Origin of the sequence: Pseudomonas sp. NFR16 (assembly GCF_900108875.1) — a bacterium.
In the GTDB taxonomy this organism is placed as follows: Bacteria; Pseudomonadota; Gammaproteobacteria; order Pseudomonadales; family Pseudomonadaceae; genus Aquipseudomonas.
In genome coordinates this window covers 341308-363411 of the sequence record NZ_FNYJ01000006.1, presented here as the reverse complement: position 1 = coordinate 363411, position 22104 = coordinate 341308, and the positions used below count along the sequence as shown (strand labels likewise).

Sequence of the window (22104 nt, the reverse complement as noted above, 5' to 3'; positions counted from 1 at the left end):
ACTGATCAGACAAATATCACCTTGATGTTATTCACACTTAACGCTTAATCGGCACGTTATTTAGGGTAAGATTGCCGACCGCGGATACACGCGCGAAAGTTTGCGACATCATTAATCTGGTTGAAAACCGATCTCGGGATCCTGGGCACCTGTTACACGTGGGCGGACTCGCGTCCCTCGCTCGACCACCTTGAGTGACCTGGCAATGACTGTTCAGGTATCCGCTATAACTATCCGATGGCTTCATCCGCTATGCATGGCAGCAGCAATCTTTCCAAGTTCCAGCGCATGAACTCGAACAGCGCGTTTCGATGGGCAGCACTCTTATGTCTGGCGACGACCGGCGGCAACACCCTTATATATCTGTTCAATGGCGGCCTGCCTCTGGTAATGACGCTGCTCAATGTCGGCGCATTCCTGAGCATTTGCTATGCCATGACACGCCCGGATCAGACCATCCAGTTCCAGCCCCAGGAACTGGCCGACCACATGTTGCAGGTTCAGGAAACCGAGCGTCATCGCCTGAGCCGCGAACTGCATGACGACATTGGTCAGATGCTGACCGCCGCCAAGTTACAAAGCGACTGGCTACAACGCCGCGCGCCGCAAGAGCTCCATCCCCACTGCAACATGCTCAATGGCATCCTGGACGAAACCCTGGCGAAGGTCCGCGACGTTTCGGCAATCCTCAATCCCCGTCAACTCGCCAGCCTGGGGCTCGAGGCCAGCCTGCGCGCGCACCTGTTGCGCACGCTGGCCGATACGCAGGTATTGTGGAGCCTGGAATGCCACCAGCGGCTGGCGGGCATTCCCGAGGAAATGGCCGTGGCCGCTTTCCGCATCACTCAGGAAGCGGTGACCAACATGCTCCGCCACGCGCAGGCAAACAACCTGCTCGTTCGCCTGCAGCGCCAGCCGGAAGGTCTGGCACTGAGCATTTCCGACGACGGTATAGGTTTTTCGCCCGCTCAGGACCCCGCTCAGCAGGGTCAGCGCGGCATGGCGGGCATGGCCGAGCGCGCCAGTCTGCTGGGCGGGGAGCTGACCGTCGACAGCGCTCCCGGCAAAGGCACTCACATTCACGCGCTCTTCCCCTGGGCCCCGCGAGCCCGCGGACGCGCTGACATAAGTAAGCACCCATGATCTGCAATCTTCTTCTTGTCGATGACCATGCCCTGATCCGCGCCGGCATCCGTGCGCTGGTTTCGGACATTCCCGGCTATCAGGTGATCGGCGAAGCCTGCGACGGCAATCAGCTGCTGGAAATGACCCTGGCGTTGAAGCCGGACATCATCCTGCTCGACATCTCCATGAAGGACAGCAACGGTCTGGATGCACTCGAACGGCTGCATCACGCCCTGCCCGACAGCAAGGTGCTGATCCTGTCGATGCACACCGAGCCGCAGATGATTATGAGGGCGCTGGAAGGTGGTGCCCACGGCTACCTGCTCAAGGACGCGACTGCGACGGAGATCGAGCAGGCGCTGGAGGCGTTGCGCAACGACGAGCGTTACCTGAGCCCCGCCATCGCGCACACCGTGATCAACCAGGCGCTGGTCAGCGCGCAGTCGACCAAGGTCGAAGCCGTCGAGAACCATAATCTGACAGCTCGTCAGCTGGAAATCCTGCGCCTGATCGTGAGAGGCAAATCCACCCGGGAAATCGCCAACGGCCTGACCTTGAGCGTGAAGACCGTCGAAACCCACCGCTCGCAAATCATGAAACGCCTGCAGATCTACGACGTGGCGGGCCTGGTGCTGTTCTGCGTGCGTGAACAGATCATCAGCCTGGACGATTGAGCCCGATCCCTCGCCGCGAGCGAAACGCGCGCCGCTGAACGCGGCGCACCCTGGCGCGACCTGCGCAAGCGCCGTCGGGCGTCTCGCATCAACCCAGACGTTTTGCCTGCCCGAGCAGCGGCGAATGCGCGGGTAAATGGATGCGCAGGGCACCGGGCCGGGCTTCGAAACGCAGTTGCTCGCCGCTGAGGGGTTCGCCGTCCAGATTGATGTCCAGTCCCTGCGACGACTTCAGTTCGACCCAGGGCAGGCGGGCGCGAACGAACAGATTGTCGATGCCCAGTCCGCCTTCGAGCAGACTTTTGAGCGTGCCGACGATTTCTTGCGGCGCCGGCAGGATGCTGATGTCCAGCAGCCCGTCGTCGGCCAGCGCGTTCGGGCACAGCGGATGCCCGCCTCCGGCCTGTCGGCCATTGCCGATGCCCAGCGCCAGCAGATCGCCCTGCCAATGAAAGTCCGGGCCGCTCAACTCGCCGTAGGCAGATTTCAGCTCACTGAAACGCGTCAGACCGGTGAACAGATACGCCGCACCGCCCAGCACTTTCTTGAGGTCTTCAGAGGTGTTCGCCGTAACCTGGCTGCCGAAGCCGCCGGTGGCCATGTTGAGGAACAGGTTGCCGTCGACCGCACCCATATCGACGGTGCGGGCCGGGACGTCCAGCAGGTCCAGCGCACGCTCGATCTCCAGCGGGACACCGGCCGAACGCGCGAAATCATTGGCGGTACCCAGCGGCAAGATGACCAGGCTGGCATCCGATTGCGCCAGTGCGAGCGCTTCGGCGACATCACGTAACGTGCCGTCACCCCCGCCCGCAATAATCTGTCGATGGCCCGCTGCCAGCGCCTCCTTGACCAGTCGCTGCGCGTCACCCCCTTCCCAGGTGAGCCGCACGTCCAGCGTCCAGCCATGTTTGCGCTTGCGCTCCACAGCATTGCGCACGTCTTCGTTGAGCGCCTGTTTGCCGTGAAGAATCAATAAAGCCCTGCGCTCCGTCATATGTCCTTCCTTATCATCGTGCGATTCGTCTGCGTGAGATGTTGACCTCAGGCAGTACAGAAAAAGCCACGATCATGATTTTTTTTTGCGATGCCCGGAATGGGGTCAAACGCCCGAAGTCATGGGAGGCCTCTGCGATAAGACACGTGGCCTGCGATCTGATGACAGCGGTTCGATGCGCCTTTTTGAATCCGGCCCGATGACATCATCCGATTCATCGGCTTTACTAATGATGGCACTCGTTTGAGGGAATCTCTTAACTGCGTTTGGGAGTAGTCCTACAATGACCGGGAAAAAATAGGATTATTCCTTGCTGATGGGATTGAAATACCGTGGGATAGAGTGCTTAATCGACAATTAATTGGCTTATTTCGCCGCAGTCCGCAAAAGAGTCATTATATTGACTTTTCCGAGTGCGATTGCCAATCGGGTAGGCCCGTCATGGATTCATGGAACGAAGATGTGAGGACGTTTTATGCGGCTGCACCCGGTTGACAGTCTGTTGCTCACCCGCACCAGTCTGGTTGAATATTTTCTGTTCGCTGTACGGCTGGTTCACGGTCTGACGTCCATTCTTCCTGGCATCCTGATCCTCGCGTATTGGCAGGCTGAAGCCCCCGCCGCCCCCGAAAGTTATTTGATGGTGCAGATCTTTTTCGGCATCGTTTGCGTCCTGATGTTTCAGGCACTCGGCGTATATTCCGAATCTATCTTCAGCAACCGCACGCGATTCAAAATGATCCTGTTTGTGTGGTCGTCGGCCTTTTGCGTCTTGCTGTTCATGCACAAGGCGCTTGATCTTTTCGACTACATCAGCCAGGAACAGCTGATGGTCTGGTTCGTCGTCAGTCTGGCGATGTTCTGCGCTGAACGGCTTTTGCTGCTATTGATTTTCAAACGCCTGATGGCCCGCGGGTTCTTCCTGCAGAATGCCGTGATTCTTGGCGCCACCGAGAACGGCCAGCGCCTGGCCGAGTACCTGCTGGAGAATCAGGACATCCGTTCCGGCGTATGGGGTTTCATCGATGATCGTATCGGTCGCCTGCCCAAGACCGTCGCCAATCTGCCGATGCTGGGCAACACCCGCGATCTGGAAACCCTGATTCGCGAGGAGAAGGTCACTCAGGTGCTGGTCGCCCTGCCCTGGACCGCCGAGAACCGCATGGATTACATCATCCGCGAGCTGCGACGCCTGCCGGTGAACGTGCTGCTGGTGCCTGACATGGTCGCGTTCCGGCATGCCCATAACCGCATCACCGAGGTCGCCAGCCTGCCGATGTTCAACGCATCGGACGTGCCGTTGCGGGGCTGGTCACCGCTGTTCAAGCGCATTGAAGACATGGTGCTGTCGACGCTTGCGATCGTGTTGCTGTCGCCGTTCATGGCGCTGATCGCGCTGGCCATCAAACTCGATTCACGCGGGCCGGTGCTGTTCTGGCAGAAACGCTACGGTTACAACAACCGCTTGATCACGGTCTGCAAGTTCCGCTCGATGCACACCCATCAGGCCGATGCGACTGCCGAGAAACAGACCGTCAAGAACGATGTCAGGGTCACCCGGGTCGGGCGATTCATCCGCAAGACCAGCCTGGATGAGTTGCCGCAACTGTTCAACGTGTTCGCGGGCAGCATGTCCATGGTGGGGCCGCGCCCACATGCCACGGCCACCAAGGCCGCCGGCATTTTGTTCGAACAAGCTGTCAAGGAGTACACCTCGCGTCATCGGGTCAAGCCAGGCATTACCGGCCTTGCCCAGATCAACGGCTATCGTGGTGAGACAGACACTGTGGAGAAGATCGAAAAGCGCGTCGAGTTCGATCTTGAATACATCGAAAACTGGTCCGTCTGGTTCGATCTATACATCCTTTTGCGCACTGTTCCTGCAGTGCTTTTCTCCCGCGAGGCTTACTGATGGGCACCCTTATTCCCTGCATCATCGCCGGCGGCGCCGGCACCCGGCTCTGGCCGGTATCGCGCGAAGCCATGCCTAAACCTTTCATGCGTCTGCCCGATGGCGAAAGTCTGCTGCAGAAGACTTTCAATCGCGCCAGCACGCTGGACGGCGTTCACAACCTGCTGACGGTGACCAACCGGGAAGTGTATTTCCGCACCGTCGACGATTACCGGCTGCTGAACAAGAACAAGATCCAGCTGGATTTCCTGCTGGAACCGTTCGGTCGTAACACCGCCCCGGCCATCGCCGCAGCGGCGCTGCACGTTCAGGCTCGCCAGGGGGATGACGCGCAGTTGCTGATTCTGCCGGCCGATCATCTGATCAACGACGTGGCCGCTTTTGGTAAAGCCGTTAAAGATGCGCAGAAGCTGGCCGATGAAGGCTGGCTGGTGACATTCGGGCTTATCCCGACGCGTGCGGAAACCGGTTTCGGCTACATCGAAAAAGGTCAGGCGCTCAGCGACAAGGCTTATCAGGTGGCGCGCTTCGTCGAGAAACCCGACGCATCGACCGCGCAGGAATACATCGATGGCGGCCTGCATCTGTGGAATGCCGGGATGTTCTGCATGCGCGTCGACGTGCTGCTGCGTGAACTGGAAACCCATGCGCCGGACGTGCTCGCAGCAGTGCGGACCTGCCTGGCCCAGTGCAGCAGCAAGGAAGGCAGCAACGAACTGCAACTGGAACTGGACAGCGAGACGTTCGCCAAGGCGCCGGACATTTCAATCGACTACGCCCTGATGGAGCGCTCACACAAGGTTGCCGTGGTGCCGTGCGAACTGGGCTGGAGCGACATCGGCTCCTGGCAGGCAATTCGCGAACTGGCGCCGGCAGACGCGAATGGCAACCAGTACAACGGCCAGGTCGTGCTGCACGACGTGACCAATTGCTACATCGATTCCAAGAAGCGTCTGGTGGGCGGAGTCGGACTGGACAACCTGATCATCATCGACACGCCGGATGCGCTGCTGATCGCCGATGCCCAGCGCAGTCAGGAAGTCAAAGTGATCGCTCAGGAGCTCAAGCGCCAGGGTCATCCGGCGTACCTGTTGCACAACACGGTGACTCGCCCCTGGGGCACGTACACCGTTCTGGAAGAAGGCAAGCGCTTCAAGATCAAGCGCATCGTGGTCAAGCCGCAGGCGTCGCTGTCGCTGCAGATGCATCATCACCGCAGCGAACACTGGATTGTGGTCAGCGGCATGGCTCGAGTGACCAATGGCGAGCGCGAATTCATGCTGGACACCAACGAGTCGACGTTCATCAAGCCGGGCCACACCCACCGCCTGGTCAATCCGGGGGTGATCGATCTGGTGATGATCGAGGTTCAAAGCGGCGAGTACCTTGGCGAAGACGACATCGTGCGCTTCACTGATGTCTATGGCCGAGTGCCCGCTGCCAAGGTCTGACAACCGACCGGCCCCTGAAAACGGCCGCGCAGCGGCTGATTCGCCCTGCCCCTTCACAGACGGCGGGGCAACGAAGACCAGGCTCTGCACCGCTATCCCGTTGACATTGGACTTGGCAGTATCGCCGACATGATTGTTTTACCCGCAAGGGAGCCGTATTCATGCATGACAGGAGTTCCGGACCAATGAAAAACACGCTGCTGCTGGCCAGCGTCTTGCTGTTGTGCGCGTGCAATACACCCGCGCGGATCGGCTTGCCTGACTCGCCTGAGATCAAGGCGGCACAAGACGCAGGGCTGGCGCTGGCAGGCAAACCGCTGCCACCGGAACGCATTCATGCAGGCGACACGCTGCGGATTGTGCGCAACACAGGCGAAGCGCCGTCGATTTCTGCGTTCACGGCCAACTCGATCTACGAATTGACCCTCTTCCCGGTGCTCAACGATGGCACCTTTTCCTATCCCTATATCGGCTCGGTCAAAGCCGCCGGCCTGACCGTACCGCAACTGACCCAAGTGCTGGAAGACAAGCTGGCGCCGGTGTACCGGGAAACCGCACTGACCATCAACATCAGCCAGGCGCCCAGCAACACGGTGTTTGTCGGCGGTGCGGTGCGCAATCCAAGCAACCTGTCAGTGGCCGTGGTCACCAACCTGGAGCAAGCGCTGGTCGGTGCCGGCGGCATCAACCCGGACGCCGACGCGCGTCTGGTGGCGCTGTTGCGTCAGGGCGACGATGGTCTCTACAAAACCTATTTCTTCGATTACAGCAAATTGCTGTATGCCGGCAGCGGCGGGCCTCGGGCGCCCGTGCTGCTGCAGCGTGGTGACGTCGTGTTCGTTCCCAAATCTACGGTCGGCAACAAGATCGACGGCGTGAATCTGTACTTCAACCAGCTGATTCCGTTCTCCAAATCGCTGGGCTTCGGCGTGAATTACAACTTGCGCGACAACAATTAATCGGAAGGGACCACCGACATGATAAGCATCCGCTCATTCCGCGATCTCTTGCGCCTGTTTTTCATCTTCCGGCGCGAAGTACAGATCACCGTGGTAGCGACCTTCGCAATCATCGTGCTGGGGGCTTTCCTGCTGCCCAATCGCTATGAGTCCACAGCGTTGCTGCTGGTCAAGCCCGGCCGCGACACCAGCACCCTGCCGATCGAGTATGCCGATCGCCCGTCCATCGTCATGCCCAGTGCCCTGCGCGATCCGCTGTTGGACGAAGAACGCATGCTGACCGGCCGGCCCATCACCCGGCTCGTGGCACAGCAGTACATGGAGGCGCTGTCCAATGCGCCGAAGCCGACCGGTTTCATGGCATCGGTCAAAGGCGTCATACGCGCCACCGTCAGTGGCGTGATCGAGTTCATCCGCGGCTCGCTGGAGCTGATCGGGCTGGTAGAAAAGCGCACACCTGAAGAGCGTCTGGCCGAGGATCTGGAGAAGAACTTCAAGGTCAGTCACGACCCGGGCTCCTCGGTCATGGAGCTGACGTTCACCTGGAACGACCCGGAAGTCGCGCAGATCGTGCTGAAGAACTGGGTCGAGCAATATGAAAACGAGCGCACCCGCACCCTCGGCCGGGTCAGCCTGTATGCGTTTTACGAGCAGGAGGTCAAGGACACGCAGGCCAACATCCTGTCGCACAAGCAGCAGATCCAGGCGCTGCTCGATCAAGTGGGCAGCACCAGCATCAACCAGCGACTGGCCGACACCGCGCAAGGCTTGAACGACCTGCGCACCGAACGCAACAATACCGCGCGCTCGATTGCCTCGACCAAGGCCGGGATCGACAAGATCCAGCAGCAAATCAACCAGCAGACGCGACTCATCAGTTCGGGCAAGGAAATGGCCCTCAACCCGAGTCGTCAGGATCTGGAAAACCGCATCAACAGCAAAGAGGTCGAGCGTCAGGAACTGCTGCGTTCGTTCAAGGAGAGCGCGCCACCGGTGCAGGCGCTGGACAACGAAATCAAGAACCTGAAGCAGCTCTGGAGCAGCCAGAACCCCACCGTGCAGCGCACTGAGAACATTGCACCCAACCCGTTGTTCACGCGGCTGCAGAACATCCTCAACGACCAGCAGGCCAGCTACACCCGTCTGCTGATCCAATTGCAGCAACTGGACGCTCAGCTGGCCCAGCTGGAAAAGGATCGTCAACAGGCACTGTCCCTGGAACCGCAGATTTCGCGCCTGCAGAATGAGCTGGACGCCGAGGAGAAAAACTACGTTCTCTACACCGACAGCCTGGAAAAAGCGCGCATCGACCGTGAACTGGACAAAAGCCGCATCAGCAACATCGCGATCATCGAACAGGCCACGCTCAATCCGAGCCGGGTCTTCCCCAAAAGCCTGCTGATGCTGCTGCTGGCGGTGCCGTTGAGCCTCGGCGTCGGCATGCTGGCGCTCTACCTGTTCTATCTGCTGGACCAGCGCATCCACGACGGCGACAAGATCGAGGCGCAGTTCGGCGTGCCGCTGTGGAGCAGTCTGCAGGACCTGGAAACCGTTCAGCCTCATCGCACCAGTGCCTTCACCGCCAGCCTGTATCGGTTGTACAGCGTGCTGCCTCTCAAACAGGTGGCCGAACGCGGGCTGAGCATTGGTCTGACCTCGGCGCATTCCGGCGAAGGCGTGACGTTTGTCGTCGATCATCTGCGCAAGCTGCTCGAAGACCACGGTCACACCGTCCGGGTCGGTGACGGCAGGCCAGCCGAGCCCGGCGAGATCCAGTTGATCGACGCTTCCGCGTTCTTCGTCAATCAGCAGGCGTTCGTGCACCTGCGCGACGCCGACCTGATCGTGCTGGTGGTGCAGGCTGAAACCTCCACCGTGCCAAAACTGCAGAACGCTCTGGCCACGCTGACCACCGCCTTCAAACGGGTTGACGGGATCATCCTCAACCGTCGTCGCTTTGAAATTCCCGAGCGGGTGCTGAATTGGCTCTCGCGCCTGCGGAGCCCGCACTGATATGCAGATCGCTCTCCTCGCGCCGCTGCCGCCGGAGCAGAATGGCATCGCCGACTACGCAGGCCACCTCAAGCGTGCGCTGGAGGAACTGGGCGTGCGTGTGAGAACGCCTTTGCAAGGCATCGGCAACGATCCGATCGCTGCTCGCCAGCGTGTGGCCGACGCCGACTGGCAAGGCATCGATCTGGTGCATGCAGAAATCGGCGGCGGACGTCTGGCCGAGTTTCACGCGCTCAGAGCCTTGCGCGAGCGGTTTCCACGACTGCCGCTGACGGCGACGGTGCACGACCCCGAACGTCTGGTCTGGCGTCGGCACAAGCTGCCGTGGCCATTGTCGATGGCGGCGTCGTTGCGCTCGCCGCTTCCGGAGATCGCAACGGTGCTCGCCGATCCGCTGTGCCTGCATGAGGAACGGCAGCTGGCGCGGCAAATGACCCGTCTGGTGACACTGACCGAGGCGGGCAATCGTTGCCTGCAAAAGCGCATGGGCTTGCGTCAGGAACAGATGGCCGTGATCGCTCATGGGAACCTGCCGATCCCGCCAATGCCCCTGCCTGCCTTGCAGCCACTGAAGCTGCTCTACTTCGGTTTCATTTACCGCGGCAAAGGCATCGAAGACTTGCTCGATGCGCTGGCCCGCCTGCTCGCCGACCAGCCTGAACTGCGCACCCGCGTGCGCCTGACGCTGGCCGGCGGCAGCGAGCCGGAAATGGCCTTCGGTCCCTCCGGCAGTTATCTGGAGCAATTGCGTCAGCGCATTCGCGAGCTGGGTCTGAACGACTTGATCCACTGGCATCTGGACCTGCCCGCGTCTGACATTCCCCACGTGATTCAGGGTCACCACGTGATGGTCCTGCCGTATCGTGAGTCGAGCAAACTGAAAATTCTCGGCACGTTGCGCGGCACCAGCGGCGCGTTGTCCTGGGCGACCGCCTGCGGCCGCGGCGTGATCACTTCCGATGCCCGTTCGTTCGCCGAGGAAGTCTCCCACGGCAACGGCGAGATCTATCCGCAAGGCAGCGTCCAGGCCTTGACCGACGCCCTGGCGCGGCTCTGCGAGCAACCGCAGAAGGCCCAAATATGGTCCGAACAGGCACAGATACTGGGACGCCAAAGGGTCTGGAGCCAGACCGCCGAACGTTTTCACTCACTGTTCCAGCATGCATGCGAGGTGCGCTGATGAAAGGCAAGACGCTGTTGGCCATGACTTTACTCAGCGCGATGGGCCTGAGCAGTGCCGCCTGGTCGGCAACGCTGCTCAAGGCACCGAGGTCGGTGACCTGGCGGGACTTCCTCGGGGTCAACGTGCAGTTTCATTATTTCGAGCCGCAGGCCTACCAGAAGCAGATGACGCGTCTGGATGCGCTGGGTCTGGGCTGGATTCGCTGGACATTGCACTGGCCCATCCTGGAACCGGCGCAGGGCCAATACAACCTCGCCGCGCTGGACGCGGCGATGCAGACCGCCAGCGCTCACCATTACGACACCGTCGCCTACCTGGTGGGTTCGGCGGCATTCGACAGCACCGCGCCGCAAGGCGCCAGCAACACCGATCAATACCCGCCGCGCGACAACAGCATCTTCGCTCAGCGCATGACGGCACTGGCTCAGCGCTATCCGCAGGTCAGCCATTGGCAGGTGTGGAACGAGCCCAACATCATCTGGCTGCCGCAGGCCGATCCGGTCGCCTATTACAAGCTGCTGACCACCACCGCCGATGCCATCCGCAGCGCGCTGCCGGGCAAGCCGATCGTCACCGCCGGGGTGGCCTATTACGGGCAGATGCGCGGCTCGACCGGCTACATGCTGCAATCGATGGTCGATCAGGGTCTGGCGAGCAAGGACATCGTCGCCGCCTATCACCCGTATTCCGAATACCCGGAGGGCGACTCGATTCCCGACCGGGACTTCCTGGTGCGCGCCAACGCGATGAACAAGAGCCTGCATGATGCGGGCGTGAAACAGGTCTGGGCCACCGAGTGGGGCTGGTCGAGCTACAGCGGCCCGGTGGAAATGCAGCGCATCATCGGCGTCAACGGCCAGGCGGACTACACCCTGCGTCGCCTGGCCTTGATGAGCGCGCTGGATTATCAGCGCATCTTCCTGTTCAACCTCAGCGACCTGGACGAACGCGCCAGCCCCAGGGATCGCGGCTACGGCCTGGTCGACCTGAACGGCGAGCCGAAGCCGGTGTACACCGCGCTGCAGAATTTCCTCAAGGTGACCGGCCCGAGCCTGCAGCCCGCCGATCCGCCGCCCGCCTCTTCGGTGCCCGATGATCTGTACGCCATTGCCTGGAATCGTCCGGACGGCTCGCACTTGCTGATGGCCTGGAGCGCCAGCGGTGCGCAGATGAGGTTTCCCGGCATCAAGAGCGCGACGCTGTATGACCCGCTGACCGGCAACCGTCGCGAGCTGACCGGCGCGCAAGGCGTGGATGTGGCCTTGACCCCTACCCTGCAAATTCTGGTGTGGAATCCGTAGCCATGCGCATTCTCTGGACATTGCCCTATCTGCCATGGCCGACCACGAGCGGCGGCAAGACCCGGCAGTTTCACCTGCTGCGCAACCTCGCCGCCCGCGGGCACCGGATCACCTTGCTGGTGCAGTCCAAAACCGCACTGGACGATGACACCCGCGCGGCGCTGGAACCGTGGCTGGAGCGGCTGATCGTCATCCCGCGACGCTCGCTGCGCAGCCTGCGTACCTTGCTGGCTGTGGCGTTCGCACGACCGCCGATGCTGGCCACGGTCAACGGTTTCGCGCCGCAACTGCAGCAGCAGTTCGAGGCCCTGTTGCGCGAAGAATGGGATGTCATCCAGATCGAACACAGCTACAGTTTCCAGCCGTTCGAAGCGCCGCTCAAACGGGCCGGCAAGCCTTTCATCATGACCGAACACAACGTCGAATCGGGGCTGGGTGCCGCCAGTTATCACCACTTCCCGAAATGGGCGCGACCGTTTACCCGGTTCGATCAATGGCGTTATCGGCAATGGGAAGCGCGTGTGTTCGGTCAGACCCGCGAGCTGATCGCGGTCACCGAAGAAGACGCCAAGGGCCTGGCGCGCCTGACCTCGCGGGCTACCGCCGTGGTGGTCAACGGCGTGGACTGCGACTACTACGCGCAGGTCGTTCCGGATCGCTACAGCCGTCGGCTGCTGTTCATCGGCAATTACGAATACGGGCCGAATCTGGATGCCATGGAATGGGCGCTGGAGCACATCATGCCCAAAGTCTGGCACCTGGACCCGATGGTGCGCCTGACCATCGGCGGCTACGCCCTCCCCGACCACTGGCGCGAGCGCTGGGCCGATCCGCGCATCGACTGGCTGGGTTTCGTCCCGGACTTGCGCACGGTGCAGAGAGAAGCGGCGGTTTTCTTCGCGCCCCTGCGTGAAGGCGGAGGCTCCAAACTCAAGGTTCTCGAAGCCATGGCCGCAGGCCTGGCGGTGGTGACCACCGAACAAGGCAGCTCCGGACTGAACGTGGTCAACGGCACTCATTACCTGGGCTGCGAAGACGCCGACGGTCTGGCGAAACTGCTCGCCGAGGCCATCGAACAGCCTCATCTGCTGACCGCCATCGGCGAGGCGGGCCGCGCCTACGTGCGCGAGCACCACGACTGGTCCGTGTCGGCGGCACAACTGGAAGGCATCTATTCCCGGGTTCACCGTCAGGAGGAAACCCACGCATGCGTGTAGGACTGGACTATCGCCCCGCCACGGGCTTTCCCAACAGCGGCATCGGCCGTCAGAACATTGCGCTGGAAGAAGCGTTTCGCGCAGCGCCGGACGTGCAATTGCAGCTGTTCAGCGTGGCGCCGCAGGATCATCCGGTGCGCCGCATCGCCCACTGCCCGCGTCGGGTCACGCCCCTCAATGGAATCCATCGGCTGCCCGAGCGGCTAAGGTTCGAGGCGCAGTTTCTGCCCCAGGCCCTGCGCGACGCGGAGGTGGAGGTGTATCTGGCCAATCTCAACATGGGCCTGCCGATCGGTCGCAAGTCGCCGGGGCTGCGTTACATCCTGCAGCTTCATGATCTGTTCCAGCTGACCATGACCAACGCCCATGGCTCGAAGCTCAAGGCGATGATTTATCGCCAGACCGACAACCTCTCGATCGGGTATTCCGTGCGGGTGGCCGACCGGATATGGACGCCGTCGCAGTTCACCGCCGACGAAACCGTGCGCCTGTTTCCGCAGGCGCGCGACAAAGTGCGCGTGCTGCCCAACCTGGTCGAAGGGTTCAGCAGTGAGCCCGCCGAACTCGACTCGCCGTTGCCCGAGCGTTACTGGCTGTGCGTCGGCACCCGCGAGCCGCGCAAGAACATTCCGTGGTTCGTCGAGGCCTGGCAGATCGCGCGTCGGCAATTCCCGAAAACGCCCGATCTGGTGCTGGTGGGCGGCAGCGAAGGACTGAGCAGCGCTCAGCGCGAAACGCCGGGGCTGCACATCGTCAGCGGCATCAGCGACGGTCAGTTGCATCACGTCTATCGGCAAGCCGAACGACTCTGGCACCCCTCGTACGGCGAAGGCTTCGGCCTGCCGGTTATCGAGGCCTTGGGCGTTGGCACGCCGGTGGCCGTGGCGAGCGGTTCATCGCTGGATGAAGTCACACCGCCCGACAGCCCGCGCTTCTCGCCCCAGGATCTGCCAGCGCTGGTGCGCCTGATGGGCGTGCTCTCGACGGCCGAGCGCGAAGATCCCGCGCCGCTGCAAGCCTGGGCTCACCGGTACGGCGTCGACGCGTACCGCCAGCGTTTCAACGAGTTGCTGGAGGAGCTGCGCTGATGCCGCTGGCGATGCCCGTAGGCGCGATCAATGCGGTGCTGTTCGGTCTGCTGGTCTGGCTGCTGCCGGCGCTGAAAGTGACGGCCGCGCTGATCGGCGTCGCGGGCTTGCTGGCGGTCATTCGCCGGCCGTTGCGCGGCTTGCTGCTGTTCGGCGTGTTAGCGACGTTTCTGCCTTACGCCACGGTGCAGATCGGTATTCGCACCACGGTGTCCGAAGCGCTGCTGATGCTGGTCTGGGCCAGCCTGATGGCGCATCGGGTCTTCGCGTTGTACAACCGCCCGCTGATCCTGCTGCGCACAGAGCGCTGGATGCTTGCGCTGATGCTGTTCAGCGCGCTGCCGTTCGTGGTCGGTCAATTGACCGTCAACGCCGAGGGCAACGGGCCGATCAACTGGGTGCGCTGGCTGTTCAACCTGTCGCCGCTGTTTCTGGTGCCGCGCCTGCTGGCCGACGAAAAATCCCGTGAGCAAATGACCGTGGCGCTGTTACTGGGGACGTTGGCCTTGCTGCTGCTGTCGATTCCGGTGTACCTGAAGAACGGCAACTCCACGGCGATCATCTCGATCATCGGCAGTCTGGGTTACAGCAATCTGGACAGCCTCAATGAAGGCCTGGCCGGCTTTTCGACGCGGATGTCGACGCCCTGGACGCATCCGAACATTTCCGGCGGCGCGATGGCCATGTTGCTGCCGCTGGCGTTTTGTATCGCCGTCACTCGTCGGGGCCTGGTGCGTCTGCTCGGCATCGCCGTGGCGGTGCTGGCGCTGGCAGGTCTGTTGTTCACGGGCTCGCGCGGGGCGCTGGTGAGTCTGGTGCTGGTGATGTGCTGGATGGCGCGCAAGCGCGTGCCGTTTGTGGGGCGAATGTTGATGGCTGGCGTGTTTGTCGGTGCCCTGCTGCTGATGTTTTATCCGCCGCTGCAGGATCGTCTGCTCGGACTGTTTTCAAGCCACGACGCCAGTACTGCCGTGCGGTTCGACGAGTATTCACACTTCCCGGACGCGATGAAAATGTTCCCGCTGGGCATCGGCTTCAAGGTCGACCCGCCTGTTCCAGGCACCGGCCTGTGGGGCATTTCCAACCTGTGGCTGAACTACATCTACAAACTGGGCCTGCCGGGCATGCTGTTGTTCGTTGCCGTGACGGTCAGTTGGTGGAAGGAAGCGCGCCTGCCGCGCAATATCGTCATCCTCAACCGCGACACCGCGCTGTGGCTGGGTGCTCGCACCGGCGTGATGGCCGCGCTGCTGAGCGGCTTCTTTGACCACTATTTCAGCTTTACCACCGTGTTGATTGCGCTGTTCTGGCTGCTGCTGGGACTCAGTCTGCATGAGGCCCGGCGCCTGCGATTGAAAGCGCAGGTCACGACTTTGGATTCGGGGGAACGAACATGAAACACCGCATGATGCACTCGCACAATCTGCGGCAGGCGCTGCCTGAATATGCACGCAAGATGGGGGTCAGCACCGAGGAGCTGGAGAGCGCGTACGACTGGATGCTGGCGAACGAGGTGTGCTTCGAAACCCAGATCAAAGACAAGACACTGTGCTTCATCAGTTACCTGAACATCGAACCGCGCATCGAACAGCCGCTGGCGCGGCGCTTCTACCGGCTGCTGGCCAACGAGACGCCCGGCGCGCTGATTCCCCTGTACGGCATCAATTGGCCGACGCTGCGCGACCGCATGCTGCGCACCTGGGAGCAGGCCTACAACATCCTCATCTGCAAGATTCCGAGCCATACCCTGAGGCTGTTCTGGCTGCGCATGGGCGGCGCGAAGATCGGCAAGGGTTCCTCGGTGTGGCGTAACACGGAAGTGCTCGGCGTCGACGGGCTGACCATCGGCGACGACAGTACCGTCGGCTGGCATTGCCAGCTGGACGCACGCGGCGGGCTGATCATCGGCGATCACGTGACCATCGCCTCGCATGTGCTGATCATTGCCGGTGGACACGATCTCAGGGCGCCGGAATTCTGGGCCGTGGGCGGACCGATCTACATTCACGACTACGCCTGGATCGCCAGCCGCGCCCTGCTCTCCTTCGGCGCCGACATCGGCGAAGGCGCCGTGGTCGGCGGCGGTTCGGTGGTTTCAAAACCGGTGCCGCCTTACGCCATCGTCGGCGGACCGAACGCCGAGATCAAAGGCGAACGGGTTCGCGGCCTCAACTACAAAGTGGGCGGCAAAGGCCTGTTCACTTTGTTCCACTGAGGCGGCTGCGTGTTCGGCTCAACGCTCTGGCTGACGCTGGCCACACTCACGGGGCTGGCGGCAGGTTTCGCCCGTGAGTGGCTGCTGGTGGCAGCCTGGGGCGCGGGCGGGCGCAGCGACGCTTTTCTGGTCTCGCTGTTTCTGCCCGAAGCGTTGCGCATGGCGCTGGCGGCGGGCTTGCTCAGCGCCGCGGCATTGCCGCTGTATCAACAACGTTCGGCGCTGCAACAGCAGCAATGGCTCGGTGCACTGGCGCCGCGCCTGCTGCTGTGCGGGCTGGGGTTGAGCCTGTTGCTGAGTCTGGGCGCGCCGCTGTGGGTGCGCCTGATCGGGCCGGGGCTGGACGATCAAGGCTACGCGCTGGCGGCCGGCTCGCTGCAATGGCTGGCGTGGTCGGCGCCCGGTTTTCTGTTGCACGGCCTGCTGTGCGTGCCGCTGCAAGCCCGTTCGCGTTTCGTGCTGGCGGGCCTGGGTTCACTGCTGTTCAACCTGCCGCCCGTGCTTTATCTGGCGTTGTTGGGTCAGCAGGCGACGCCGACGAGTCTGGCGTGCGCCTGTCTGCTGGGCAGCGTGTTGATGCCCGCCGCGCTGTTGCCGGGTCTGATGAGCGATGGCTGGAAACCCTGGCGCCTGAGCCGGGAGCCTGGCGCGGGACGGGAGTTGCTGCAACGCATCGGCCCGTTGCTGAGCAGCAATCTGGCCAGCCAGGGCCTGGCGCTGCTGGAGCGTATGGTCGCTTCATTGCTGGGGGAAGGCGCCGTCACCTGGGTCAATCTGGCACGCAAACTGATCAACTTGCCATTGATCGCCCTGATGAGTCTGAATCAGGTGCTGCTGGGCCTGATGAGCGGGGCCGAGGGCGATCAGCGCAGAAGCCTGCTGCGCAAAGGCCTGAGCAGCGCAACCCTGTTAACGGTGCCGGCGGTGGCCGGGTTGATCGGCGCAGCCGGCGCGCTGGTGGCGCTGCTGCTGCCCAATCAGGCAGCGGACGGCCCGCTGCCCGGCCTGCTGGCATGGTTCGCCGTGCCGTTGATGTTCGGCGCATGGAATGCCTTGCTCGCCCGCTTTGCTTACGCCGCCGGCGACACGCGCCTGCCACTGCGATGCGAGCTGGCCGGCAGCCTGCTCAACGCGGTGCTGCTGGCTGTGCTGCCGTTTTTCTTCGGTCTGATCGGCATTGCCATGGCCGCCGTGTGTGGCGCCATCCTCACCGGCCTGCTGTTGATGCGCAGACAGGACTTGTTGAACCAGTTGCCGTGGCGTCAGCAGTGGCTGCTCGGCGCCGCCATCATGCTGTTGGCCGCGACCGTGTTGCACCCGCTGAGCAACATCTGGCTGCAATTGGGCCTGAGCTGCGCGTACGGCGCGACGCTGCTGGTCGCCATGGCGTTGTGGCTCAAACCGTGGCGTGGCGCCGGCGATTGACCGCGCCTTCCCGCAGCATTGCGCTGAGCTGAACTGAGCTGGGCTAAACTGGGCGAACGCGACGATCAGGCCGGTTCGGCAATCTCGATCAGGTTGAGGTCCGGGTCACGAACGTACACCGAACGAATCGGGCCAGTCGCACCAGTGCGTGCGACCGGGCCCTCGATGATCGGCCATTGCGCCTCGTTCAATCGGGCAATCACCTGCTCCAGTGGAATCGACGCGATGAAGCACAGGTCCAGCGCGCCAGGCGCCGGCACATGCGCCTTGGGCTCGAACTCATGCCCCCGCACGTGCAGGTTGATCTTCTGATCGCCGAACCTGAACGCCCTGCGCCCCGCGCCGAACGTCTCCAGCTGCATGCCCAGTACGCGGGTGTAGAAATCCACCGTGGCGTCAGCATCGACAGCGGTCAGTACCAGATGGTCGAGGTGATCGATCATGAAAAAAGACTCCAGGAGGCTGCAGGTTGGGTGGGGAGCGTGAACAGGATTCGCCGCGCCAGCTTACACCTGACGCAGCAATGGACACCGCAGACGCGTGGGTTTGCCTGCCCGTTTTTTCAAAGCACGCTGAATGACTCGGCGTGGCGAGCGATGGCATGGCAGCCGCATGCCAGACGATGACCCTGCATGACGACGCGTAACCCGTTCATGATGTTTTTTGAATCGCCTTCGATGAAAGCAAAGACACCCCCGTGCAGCGGGCATGTGGCCTTGTCCCCTACTACCGCAAAGGTCTGCCCTTCAACGACGGAAGGGCCGCTCAATTGACACTCGATCACTTTGCCGCCGCTGCTGGTGGCGTCTCCCAGGCATATAGGGTGATTCATGAGGCACCTCCAGGAGCGCCAAATTTGAAAGGGTCGGCCCAGCGGGTTTTGGCGTTTTCCGCTTTGGTTACCTCGCTGGGTGGGCGGATCATCTGGATCGAGACGCTGCCATCGGTGCCGGAATAAACCACGGCACTGACGCCGCCCTCGAAGTAGCTGGCGATGGTCGCGAGGTTGATTTCCACCAGCGCGCTGCTGACGCCGGTGTTGCCCAGACGGCGGCCGATGTCGTAGCCCTCGTCGACATTGCCCACCTCAATACCGGTGCCGTCGACATTCAGGGCGTGCAGTGCCTGGGTCAGGGTGATTTCGCCTTCGACGTTGTCGGTGCTGTCATAGAACACGCGGACCGGTTTCTCACCATTTGGCAGCGTGTTCAGCGCCGCTTGCCAGCCCGTTTGCAGGGCCTTGGCGCGTAGAGCGGGTTTGAGCGGCGTGCCGTTTTCGTCGGCCATCGAGACTTTGACAGGCCGGTGCAGATAGCCGAGCGTCGGCGTCTCGTCGTACTCGTCGATCTGGTGCTGCGCCCAGCGTATCGGCAACCATTTGCTCGGGCGGAAATGGCCCGGGCCATGGTTGGTGATGGTTTTCCAGAATTCGGGGAGTTGGGCATGCCAGTAGGTGCTGGACATGGTGCCGGGACTGATTGGATGAGGTACGCCTTCGGCTTTTTTCGCCTGAACGTAGACTTCATCAAATTTACGATCACGGTCCCAATAGAAGAACCACAGCTTGCTCAGGTCAGTGGACCTGTTTTGGTTGTCTTCCTGCTGATGAACAGCGTAAGGGCGCAAGTACCGATCCACTCGGTCAGTTCGCGCCACGAGTAACCCAGTCATGCTCTCGAAGACGGTGGGTACGTAATAGCCGTTGGGCAGCCCGCGTGTGCCTGGGACCCGGTAACCAGTACGTGTTTGATCGCCATCGCGGCTGAGCATTAGGGCTTCGGGGACTTCGGAGTTGTCGTCAAAAAACTGAAAGAGCTTTTCGATCATGTGCTGGCTATGGGTCGTATTCTCTGAGTCTTGCCAGAGAAAAAGCGTGACGCCAAGGGTCGCCGCATTTCGCGCCGAAAGAATGTCTCCTCCCGCACCTTCGTCCTTGTCATCCGGTTGCCTCGGGGGCGCTATTGCGAAGGTAGGCAGAGGCCAGTAAGCGACAGCGTCACGGGCAGAATGCCGAGCCGCGGCACGTACATTAATCCTAGCTCCGTTATATCTGCTATCAGCGGTGGCCGGATAGTCTTGGGGATTATTTGAGTGAATGGACTCAAAGTTATTATTTTTCTTTCTGATCATTTTCCAGATCGTTGATTGTTGATTCTCGTCGATCGCCAGTCCTGCGGCTTTGATTTCCAATGAGAAGGCTTGATGAGCCTTATTTTGCTGCGCTGCTAGCAAGCCATTTGTGTACTCCTGCTCTGCCTGCTTTTCAGCGCGATCTTGAGCGATGGCTTTTCCTGCCCAATGGACGATGAAAGCCAGCACTATGAAGGCGACGATCCCTGTTACCCCTTGGCGTATTCCCTGTGCCATATCCGTTATCTCCATGCCATCGGCGATTGATTGTCCATAGACGTGCCACACAAACCCCAGCCAGAGCGCGATAAGCAGGAGCAGGCACAAGAGGTAGGCTTTGATATTAGGAAGCGAACTTTTGAGCGTTCTCATCAGCGCTTGTCCTCCTGTCGCTGGCAATGGACCAGCGCCGGAGGTTTCATGGGGATCAGTTCCTCACATGGAAACTGACCTTTGTCGTAATAGATGTACGTAGCCTCTGCCAGCGTCCGGGCAGCCGGACTAAGCTTTTGCCAGCCAGGCATCTTTAACAGTGTTTCTGTGTAGAATTCTTTTTCGATCCGCCAATCCGCAATCGCAATCAGCACCTCGCGCATGTCCCGATCATCCAGACACCTAGCCTGCCCGATCGCCACATCCATGGCCGTGACCCAGCGATGGTTCTCCGGGCTGCGCAGGATCGCCGAGTGGTAACTGTTGTTATCCCATTCCGGATTGGCTTCGCCATCCTCCCACCGGGACATTCGCGCCCGAATTTCGTTGGGCGTTTCTTCGCGCTTGATCATGTAATACGCCACACGCCTGTCGTGAATGTTCATCACCGCCCTTTGGCGCAACGCGCGGGTCTGATCGTCCGGTTCCTTGCCTCTGTTCCAGCCATCGCGGGCGGCGAGCAGATCGATCTGCGCGCTGCGTTTGTCGACGTATCGCCACTCGAAGCGGGCGCGGGATTTACCGAGCGCAGTGTTCTGCGCCACGGCGTCGGGTTTGTCTTTGCCGGGCGTGTCGGGTGTACCGGTGACCGCTTCGCCGCCGAACATGTCGGGTGCGTGGCGCGGTGTCAGCGCTTCGGCGTTGATCAAGCGCAGCTCACCTTGGTCCATGCCCGCTTCGGTGGCGAGCGAAATGGCGGCGTTGTGACCGGCACTGCGGCGTTCCTGGGCGGTGCGCAGCTCAACGTTGCCAGGCTCATCGCCGACCCAGACCGGCTGGTCGTCACGCAGCCGTTTGCTCCACAGGCGCTGATGGAAGCGCAGGGTTTTGAGGCGGTCCATGGCAGGCGTGCCGTCGGGCAAGGTGTCGGGCACACCGAAGGTGCCGATGCCGCTGACATCGCGCAGCGCGACGGTGGTGTCATCGTGACTGAAATACAGGTAGACCTTGCCGCGGTTGTCACGCTCGGGGAATACCACGGTGGACTGGTCTGGCCCCAGCCGCTGGCCTTGCTCCGCCGTCCATTTCGAACCCGTGCGACCGCCGTAACCGGGAGCCGTGGCCTGTATGTCGCCGAGCGGCGGCTGGGCATGGGGTTGGGCTGTGACGGCGGTGACGATGTTGATCAGCGTGTCGAGGGTCTTCGAGTGTTTGGGTGTTTTGTCCGGCAGCAGCGAATACGGCGACGCGACCATGATTGCGCAGTCGGCACAGCGCTCGCCGCGATCCACCAGCAGTGCCTGAGCCAGAAGCGTAATCAACGTGCCTTGACTGTGGCCCATGACGGTGACGGTTTCATCCGGCGAAACGCGGCGAATTTCACTGATGAGCATCGCCAGACGATGGGCCGCCAGCACGAAGTAACGACGGTGCGGGCTTTTGCCCATGTACAGCGTATTCGGCAACGCCAGGTTCGCAGCATGCCGTACGCCCTTGTCAAAGCCTGGGCCGTACATCTCGGGCAGGCTGTTGGTGGCGTTGTCGAAGAAGCCGCCACCCTTGCCGAAATGCCGGTCCAGCCGATTGCCGAAAACGTCCTGATACTGGGTGCGCAGTTTGGTGGGCTCGCCATTCTTATCGCGCCGGATCTCTTCTGGCGCCGCCCTGTAGCCCCAGTAGAAAGGGATGAATACGCTTCGTGGTTTTTCTCCTCCGGTGCTGCGCTTGTAGAGGTAGGTATCAGGATCGTCGCAATAGTCTCTCTGCTGTTCGCTGCGATCTTTGGCTAGCGTCTCATTGGCCTTGGCATAATCAACGCCATACGCCTCCGCCGCCATATCGGGTCGGCTCAATCGCTCGTTCAGGCCCTGACACAACCCCTTCTCCACCGACTCATAGGCCGCGCCGGGATCGTTGACGCCGTGCAGGAAAATCACCACACCCGGCATGTCGCGGGGAATTTCGACCGGAGTGTTGCCCGGACGGTTGGGGATCAGGCGGGTCTGGTGAGTGGCGATCACACCCGGTTCCATGTTGTTCAT

At 61.5% G+C, this 22104-nt stretch carries 18 protein-coding genes; 13 read left to right on the top strand and 5 right to left on the bottom strand.

Annotation, left to right across the window (positions count from 1 at the left end):
- Positions 1–237 precede the first annotated feature (237 nt).
- Both BMZ10_RS22815 and BMZ10_RS22810 read left to right on the top strand, forming a co-directional pair.
- Complete coding sequence (locus BMZ10_RS22815) at positions 238–1143, top strand: sensor histidine kinase (RefSeq protein ID WP_093467566.1); 906 nt, start codon at positions 238–240, stop codon at positions 1141–1143.
- Positions 1140–1799 (top strand): response regulator, encoded by a 660-nt coding sequence (locus tag BMZ10_RS22810; protein ID WP_093467563.1) that lies wholly within the window; start codon positions 1140–1142, stop codon positions 1797–1799. Before BMZ10_RS22815 ends, BMZ10_RS22810 begins: the two co-directional genes overlap by 4 nt.
- An 88-nt stretch (positions 1800–1887) precedes the next feature.
- Here BMZ10_RS22810 and yegS read toward each other — a convergent pair whose 3' ends face one another.
- Positions 1888–2796, bottom strand: a complete 909-nt coding sequence (gene yegS / locus BMZ10_RS22805) for a lipid kinase YegS (protein WP_093467560.1) — start codon at positions 2794–2796, stop codon at positions 1888–1890.
- A 475-nt stretch (positions 2797–3271) separates the two neighbouring features.
- Between yegS and BMZ10_RS22800 the strand changes: the two genes are divergently transcribed.
- The 11 genes from BMZ10_RS22800 (at position 3272) to BMZ10_RS22750 (ending at position 17560) form a co-directional block, all read left to right on the top strand.
- Positions 3272–4708, top strand: coding sequence for an undecaprenyl-phosphate glucose phosphotransferase (locus BMZ10_RS22800; RefSeq protein ID WP_093467557.1), 1437 nt, complete (start codon positions 3272–3274; stop codon positions 4706–4708).
- On the top strand, positions 4708–6159 hold the full coding sequence (locus tag BMZ10_RS22795; protein WP_093467554.1) for a mannose-1-phosphate guanylyltransferase/mannose-6-phosphate isomerase: 1452 nt from the start codon (positions 4708–4710) through the stop codon (positions 6157–6159). Before BMZ10_RS22800 ends, BMZ10_RS22795 begins: the two co-directional genes overlap by 1 nt.
- 185 nt (positions 6160–6344) lie before the next feature.
- The gene (locus BMZ10_RS22790) at positions 6345–7118 is read left to right on the top strand and encodes a polysaccharide biosynthesis/export family protein (RefSeq protein ID WP_093467550.1); all 774 of its coding nucleotides are present in this window, start codon (positions 6345–6347) and stop codon (positions 7116–7118) included.
- An 18-nt stretch (positions 7119–7136) separates the two neighbouring features.
- Entirely contained in the window at positions 7137–9131 is a 1995-nt protein-coding gene (locus BMZ10_RS22785; RefSeq protein ID WP_093467547.1) for a GumC family protein, read from the top strand.
- 1 nt (position 9132) lies between these two features.
- Positions 9133–10311, top strand: a complete 1179-nt coding sequence (locus BMZ10_RS22780) for a glycosyltransferase (protein ID WP_093467544.1) — start codon at positions 9133–9135, stop codon at positions 10309–10311.
- Entirely contained in the window at positions 10311–11615 is a 1305-nt protein-coding gene (locus BMZ10_RS22775) for a cellulase family glycosylhydrolase (RefSeq protein WP_093467541.1), read from the top strand. Before BMZ10_RS22780 ends, BMZ10_RS22775 begins: the two co-directional genes overlap by 1 nt.
- A gap of 2 nt (positions 11616–11617) precedes the next feature.
- Positions 11618–12832, top strand: a complete 1215-nt coding sequence (locus tag BMZ10_RS22770; RefSeq protein WP_093467538.1) for a glycosyltransferase family 4 protein — start codon at positions 11618–11620, stop codon at positions 12830–12832.
- The gene (locus BMZ10_RS22765) at positions 12823–13920 is read left to right on the top strand and encodes a glycosyltransferase family 4 protein (RefSeq protein ID WP_093467535.1); all 1098 of its coding nucleotides are present in this window, start codon (positions 12823–12825) and stop codon (positions 13918–13920) included. Before BMZ10_RS22770 ends, BMZ10_RS22765 begins: the two co-directional genes overlap by 10 nt.
- Positions 13920–15317 carry an O-antigen ligase family protein gene (locus tag BMZ10_RS22760; protein WP_093467531.1) on the top strand — a complete coding sequence of 466 codons (1398 nt, stop codon included), beginning with the start codon at positions 13920–13922 and terminating at the stop codon, positions 15315–15317. The genes BMZ10_RS22765 and BMZ10_RS22760 overlap by 1 nt, the downstream gene beginning before the upstream one ends.
- Positions 15314–16135: an acyltransferase gene (locus tag BMZ10_RS22755; RefSeq protein WP_093467528.1), complete on the top strand. Its 822-nt coding sequence runs from the start codon at positions 15314–15316 to the stop codon at positions 16133–16135. The genes BMZ10_RS22760 and BMZ10_RS22755 overlap by 4 nt, the downstream gene beginning before the upstream one ends.
- Before the next feature lie 9 nt (positions 16136–16144).
- On the top strand, positions 16145–17560 hold the full coding sequence (locus BMZ10_RS22750) for a lipid II flippase MurJ (protein WP_093467525.1): 1416 nt from the start codon (positions 16145–16147) through the stop codon (positions 17558–17560).
- A gap of 65 nt (positions 17561–17625) precedes the next feature.
- Here BMZ10_RS22750 and BMZ10_RS22745 read toward each other — a convergent pair whose 3' ends face one another.
- The 4 genes from BMZ10_RS22745 to BMZ10_RS22730 all read right to left on the bottom strand — a co-directional run bounded on the left by BMZ10_RS22745 (position 17626) and on the right by BMZ10_RS22730 (position 22104).
- Positions 17626–18003 (bottom strand): VOC family protein, encoded by a 378-nt coding sequence (locus tag BMZ10_RS22745; protein WP_093467522.1) that lies wholly within the window; start codon positions 18001–18003, stop codon positions 17626–17628.
- Positions 18004–18122: 119 nt separating this feature from the next.
- Positions 18123–18392: a PAAR domain-containing protein gene (locus BMZ10_RS22740; protein ID WP_093467519.1), complete on the bottom strand. Its 270-nt coding sequence runs from the start codon at positions 18390–18392 to the stop codon at positions 18123–18125.
- Positions 18389–20062, bottom strand: a complete 1674-nt coding sequence (locus BMZ10_RS22735) for a type VI lipase adapter Tla3 domain-containing protein (RefSeq protein WP_093467516.1) — start codon at positions 20060–20062, stop codon at positions 18389–18391. The genes BMZ10_RS22740 and BMZ10_RS22735 overlap by 4 nt, the downstream gene beginning before the upstream one ends.
- The gene (locus tag BMZ10_RS22730; protein ID WP_093467513.1) at positions 20062–22104 is read right to left on the bottom strand and encodes a T6SS effector phospholipase Tle3 domain-containing protein; all 2043 of its coding nucleotides are present in this window, start codon (positions 22102–22104) and stop codon (positions 20062–20064) included. Before BMZ10_RS22730 ends, BMZ10_RS22735 begins: the two co-directional genes overlap by 1 nt.